6 protein-coding genes are annotated in these 5,285 nt (G+C 53.2%); 4 read left to right on the top strand and 2 right to left on the bottom strand.

Going from position 1 to position 5,285, the window contains the following annotated elements; translation table 11 throughout:
- The coding region (locus KBZ15_RS17895) for a C40 family peptidase (RefSeq protein ID WP_255016577.1) at positions 1 to 709 on the bottom strand (709 nt) is incomplete at its 3' end.
- Positions 710 to 741: 32 nt separating this feature from the next.
- Between KBZ15_RS17895 and KBZ15_RS17890 the strand changes: the two genes are divergently transcribed.
- From KBZ15_RS17890 to KBZ15_RS17880, 4 genes are all read left to right on the top strand, one after another.
- Positions 742 to 1,671, top strand: coding sequence for a serine hydrolase (locus KBZ15_RS17890; RefSeq protein WP_255016576.1), 930 nt, complete (start codon positions 742 to 744; stop codon positions 1,669 to 1,671).
- A gap of 53 nt (positions 1,672 to 1,724) precedes the next feature.
- Complete coding sequence (locus KBZ15_RS17885) at positions 1,725 to 2,156, top strand: hypothetical protein (RefSeq protein WP_255016575.1); 432 nt, start codon at positions 1,725 to 1,727, stop codon at positions 2,154 to 2,156.
- Positions 2,157 to 2,377: 221 nt separating this feature from the next.
- Entirely contained in the window at positions 2,378 to 2,710 is a 333-nt protein-coding gene (locus KBZ15_RS18765; protein ID WP_396123542.1) for a helix-turn-helix transcriptional regulator, read from the top strand.
- Positions 2,711 to 2,728: 18 nt separating this feature from the next.
- The gene (locus KBZ15_RS17880; protein ID WP_255016574.1) at positions 2,729 to 3,991 is read left to right on the top strand and encodes a site-specific integrase; all 1,263 of its coding nucleotides are present in this window, start codon (positions 2,729 to 2,731) and stop codon (positions 3,989 to 3,991) included.
- Between the two features lie 364 nt (positions 3,992 to 4,355).
- On the opposite strand, the gene KBZ15_RS17875 is transcribed toward KBZ15_RS17880, so the two are convergent.
- Entirely contained in the window at positions 4,356 to 5,018 is a 663-nt protein-coding gene (locus tag KBZ15_RS17875) for a hypothetical protein (protein WP_255016573.1), read from the bottom strand.
- Positions 5,019 to 5,285 lie beyond the last annotated feature (267 nt).

Raw genomic sequence — 5,285 nt, 5'->3', positions numbered from 1 at the left:
AGTGGCGCGCCACCGGGTGGGGGTTGTGGGGAGAGATGGTGTCGATGCCGATCCCGTTGCGGCCGTGGGCCTGGCCAGAACTGTGCAGATACGCGCCCCCGCCCAGGTGTAGGCCCACGTGGCTGCAGCGCTGGGGGCTGCCAAAAAAGATCAGATCACCAGGCATCAGCAGCTGGCTCTGGCCAGGTTGCACTCCTACGGGTTGGCAGAATCGCTCCTGCAGGTAGGCGTCACGGGGGATCCAGATCCCTGCGCTGGCATAGGCGCGCTGCACCAGGCCGGAGCAGTCGTAGTCGGGCCCCAGGCTGCCACCCCAGAGGTAGCGATTGGGCTGGAGCTGGGCGCTGCTGGCGAAGGCTAAAACCCTTTCCAGTCTATGCAGAATGGCGCAGCGGTGCACGCCTCGCCCTGGTTGCCGCTGGCCCGCCAGGGCATGCCCCAGCAGGGCGCTGCTGCCAATCCAGCCGGGGTAGCCGTCCTCAAGCAGGCGCACCCGCAGCCGCTGGCCAGGGCCCCCTGCTGCGGCGGGGGCAAGGATCTGCAGCTGCCGGCCCTCCCAGGCCTGGGTGGCCAGTCCCGCACCCGTCGGCTGGCTGTAGAGGTTCAGCGGGGCGGTGAGGCGCCAGATGGTGCCGGGCTTGAGCCATTCGGGCGCTGCTGGGGTGCCGCTGGCCAGGTGCATCGGGTTGGAGCTCGCTGATGGGGCCACCCCTAATCTCGCAACAACATGGACCGGCGCTCATGGCGTTCTACAGCCCCGATCCGGCGATGGGCCAGATCCTGGCCGATCTGGTGAGGGCCCTGGAGCTCGATGGCCGCTCGGGCTTGGCTTCGCAGCTCTCGATCACCTGGCTGCGTTACGACCAGCCGTTGATCGGCCGGGCAGCCGAGCAGGCCCCGCAGCAGTTCTGGGCCCTGCCGGTGCAGGGTGCCAGCTGGGCCGGAGACCGCCTGCGCTACCCCGCCAGTGTGGTGAAGCTGGTCTATCTGATCGCGGCGGAGGCCTGGCGGCAGGCCGATCTGCTGGCAGACACCCCCGAGCTGCGGCTGGCCCTGGGCGACATGATCAGGGATTCCAGTAACGACGCCACCGCCTTGGTGCTGGACCTGCTCACCGGCACCACCAGTGGTCCATCCCTGCCCCCGCGGCGCATGGCCCAGTGGGTGGAGCAGCGTCAACTGGTGAATTGCTGGCTGGCCGAGCTCGACTGGCCGGAATTGCAGGGCTGTAACGCTTGCCAGAAAACCTGGGGGGATGGCCCCTACGGCCGGGAGCGGGATTTCTATGGCTCCGAACTGGAGAACCGCAATCGCCTCAGCACCGATGCGGTGGCCCGCTTGCTGCAGGCTGTGATGGCCTCGGCGTTGCTCTCGCCGCCGGCCTGTGCCCGGATGCGCGCCCTGCTGGCTCGCAGCCTGGATCCGGCCCTGCGGGCTGCCGATCCGGAGAATCAGGTGGATGGCTTCGTCGGCGCCGGACTCCCCCCGGGCTCAAGCCTGTGGAGCAAGGCTGGTTGGATGAGTTTGGCCAGGCACGATGCGGCCTACGTGGAGCTGGAGAACTGCCCTCCCATGCTGCTTGTAGTGTTTAGTGAGGGCCGTGATTGCGCCGCAGATGAACGCCTGCTGCCTGAAATTGCCGCCCAGCTGGCCAGGGCAAGTAGGCGATAGCTGACGATGCTGATAGACTAATAGTGAAATTTTGCTTTTAAAGTGCGGCCGATATGAACATCAACCAACTGACGCCATCGGATGCAAAGCGTTTCCAGTCGGCCCACTCCCTTCACTTCCAGGGTGCGGGCAACATTATTTTGATTCAGCTCTGTGGCGTTGTTGTAGTTGATTACGAAGCCAAGGGGTCGATGGCAGGCAGCCGTGGCTGGGCCAATGAAACGCTCAGCCTGAATCTGGCCCTGCCTGCGGTGCCCGGTCAAAGTCAGTCGTTCTTTGTGGAGCAGTCCACCCCCCTGATCACCATCAATGGTGTAGGCGGGATTTCAACGGTGGGTTGGAGCGTGAATTCCTGTACGGGTCCCGTCAACACTCTTTGCAATGGAAGCTACGGTCTGGAGGCCGTTCTAGGTGTCTATACCTCTGGTGAAGTTCTCCACACGATTGGCTACATGGTTTCCCTGGTCGGCCACTTTCAGGCTTAGGGCCAGCCCCGGCTACAGCCAGCCCCCATGGCTGCTGTAGCCGGGGGCAGGGAGGGTTGAATCCCTGGGAATTCGAATTCAGGATTCGATTTCAGGATTCGATTTCAACGGAGAGGGAGTCCTTCGTTGTGACTCTCAGAGCGAAGTGGTGACACGGGAAGAGACGACTCTTCCCTTTGGTGGAGGCGGATTCCAACACCATTTCCAACACCACTTAAATCATGCAAATCCAGGGCGCCGATAGCAGGCAAATGGCACCCTTTAACTTCTTGCAATCGTCACAAGTTTGTGATATAATAGTGTCAAGGATTAAGGTCAGAGCAAGATGCTTTGGTTTCTGGTCTGATTATAAATTATACGGAGCATGCACGATGAAAGACGAGTTCATTTTAATTGACTTAAAGGAGGTCATACGCGTCACAAGATTATCAAAATCAACTGTCTACAGGCGCATGAATGAGGGATGTTTTCCAAAGCATCTGAACCTTGGAGGCAACTGCCGACGGTGGTTGGCAAAAGATATACAGAAATGGATTATTTCATTGGGTTCTTGAAGACAGGAGGATATTATTATGGCATTAACACAAAAAGAAATAGCATTGCTAACCGCCTCTGCTAACAGGTATCAGCGCGGTTGCGGAGACGGTCTGATCCTGGTTGTTGAACCTGTTCACAAGGGTGGAGGAAAGTCGTTTCTGGGGCGCTTCAGGAAGCAGATAAATGGTACGACCAAGCAGATTCCTGTACGGATTGGAGTGTTTGGAAGCAAGGCAGGACAGTTCACCTTGAAGCAGGCGAGAGAGCGGTGGTTTGAAATTAGAGAATGGGCAAAACGCGAGGGAGCAGATCCCAGGAATTATGGGAAAACAATTCCCGCAGAAACCCCTAAAAACCTGCAGAATGCTGTTGATGGGTTCCTTGCTAGCAAGGCGAGTTTGCTTAGAGAGTTCACACTTAAAAACTATCGTCTTCAGTTGGAAAATCAGGTCTATCCATCAATCTCCCCTGAAACGCTTCTTGTAGATTTGGAATGGGACAATGGTGGCAGGCAGATTGTAATGAATATGAAGACTTGTATTGAGCAGCGGGGCAGTTTTGATCAAGCAAATCGGGTTCAAAAGGTGTTAGCGCAATGTTTTGAATACGCGATTGTTCAGGGATGGATGAATCGCAATCAAAATCCAGCGACAAAGCAAAAAGGTGAAAAAAACAAGCATGAACCAGGACACCATCCAACGGTTTCTTGGGATCAAGTTCCAAATTTGCTAGAAGCAATTAGTCTCAATCGCTGTTCCGTCCATGTTCAGACGGTTTTAGCAATGAAATTGATGCTTATGACCTTTCTCCGTGCTGGTGCGCTGGTGCGACTGGAATGGGAGTGGATTGATCCGGCAAATAAGATTCTTATCATTCCCGGAACAACCCCTGGACTCAAGCGAACCAAGAAGACCCAGCACCTATCCCATCATGTGCCAATTACGAAGGAGATGGAAGTCGTGTTGGAGTATGCCCAGAAATTAAATGTTGGTAAAAAACATATTTTTGCCGCGATGAGAGGGACTAAGTACCCCCATCTCACCCCAGATGCCCCAAATAACTTCTTGAAAAACCTTGGGTATAAAGATGTGCTTAGAGCGCATGGGTGGAGAAGCGTTCCCTTGACGGTAGGGCAAGATGTAATGAAGGTCGGGCACGATATTATTCAACGGCAAATGGGGCATCTAATCGGAGACAAGGTTCGCAAGGCGTATGATTATTCACTTATGCTGGACGAACGAAGGTTGTTTCTAGAGCGTTGGTGCGAACTGCTTGTCGCTAACGGATTGAAAATGTAAAACTATATTGCCCGCGTATCTGAGGCAAAAGTTATGGCACGGCAGTATCGTTAATTGCGCCTGAGTCTCCCGTGCTCGTCCATCCAGTTCCCCAGATGGGGGGCATGGTTGGTCTGGAGGTCTCAAAGATAAGGGTTTGAGGCAGTGACGATTTCAACCTCAAGGTGCGGATTTCATAATCGATTGCCCTCCAGGAATCCATGCTTTTGCCCAGAACTGGATGACCTCAGCAGAGGATGCTCCAGCGAACCTACCTGCACTTCATCGAAGAAGAAGTAACTGCCGAGCGGGCACGGGCACAGATTCTCCCAGGCGATTGGTCGATGGTGACGAGTGTTGGGAGTAGGCATAAAAAAGAGGGGTGTTACCCCCTCTCTGAAAACACCGCTAGGCAATCCAGTTTTGAATATCTGACTTTACCCAGACTACAAGGCGTGGACCAGAATCTATATCGGAAAGTTGCTCGCGGCAATATGGGCGTCGATCGTGGATCTGGAGAGTGCAGAAGATTTGGCATCCGCCCATACTTGGCAATGTAGTTCCTGGCTTTCCTCAGCTCGTATTCATTTTTGTGAGCAGTTTTTCGCTGTTCCTTTTCGCTCAGCAACTGTTCACGAACACTTTGAGGTAGTGGACAATTAAAACCTCCACCAGCCAACTCTCCTGCCCTCCAGCGAGCCTCCAAATACTCTTCGGCTACCGAGTTACCCCTAACAGCCAGAAGCAGCTTATAGACCGTTGCAGAGGTCATACAGGAGCAACAGTGAAACACATACCCCATGTTGTTTGGGTTGAGGTATGCAGGCTGGTAAGGGACCTGAGAATTTCTTTTTTTCGTGGAAGAGCAGAAGGGGCACTTGCCAATCCAACTGCTTGGGTGTTCTCTTGAAAATTCTTGGTCCTTCAGAATTCCTACAAGATACTGCTTATCAATTTCTTTGATCTGATGGAGCATATGTGGTGTGATATTGACCTCTATCCCATAAGATCCTTTGGCATCTGAGTAAGAGTAGTTTTTCCCTTTCATATTAATTTTACGTCTTTAATCATTATACATTAATTAATCTGTACTGTCAAATGTTACGGAATGCTAACATCAATACGGTATTCAATCTTTCTTGTATAAATAACAGAGTCATGGGTAACATTAATTCTTTGTTACTCTTTAGTAATCTCTAAAGAAATTTAGAGATCCTCTTGAGGAAAGATTGAAAAATTCAATTTTAAATGCTAAATAAATATATGTAGAAGAGATGGTGTAAGCCTTCACTCTATCAAAAAAATAACAATAGTA

The sequence above is a fragment of the Cyanobium sp. BA20m-p-22 genome (genome assembly GCF_024346275.1).
GTDB lineage: Bacteria > Cyanobacteriota > Cyanobacteriia > PCC-6307 > Cyanobiaceae > Cyanobium_A.
Note: the sequence above shows the minus strand (reverse complement) of the source record. Positions and strands in the feature narration are given on the sequence as shown.

Excerpts from the sequence above, each read along its gene's own strand:
- KBZ15_RS17890 (WP_255016576.1), top strand. The coding sequence starts at position 742 with ATGGCGTTCTACAGCCCCGATCCGGCGATGGGCCAGATCCTGGCCGAT.
- KBZ15_RS17885 (WP_255016575.1), top strand. The coding sequence starts at position 1,725 with ATGAACATCAACCAACTGACGCCATCGGATGCAAAGCGTTTCCAGTCG.
- KBZ15_RS18765 (WP_396123542.1), top strand. The coding sequence starts at position 2,378 with ATGCAAATCCAGGGCGCCGATAGCAGGCAAATGGCACCCTTTAACTTC.
- KBZ15_RS17880 (WP_255016574.1), top strand. The coding sequence starts at position 2,729 with ATGGCATTAACACAAAAAGAAATAGCATTGCTAACCGCCTCTGCTAAC.
- KBZ15_RS17875 (WP_255016573.1), bottom strand. The coding sequence starts at position 5,018 with ATGAAAGGGAAAAACTACTCTTACTCAGATGCCAAAGGATCTTATGGG.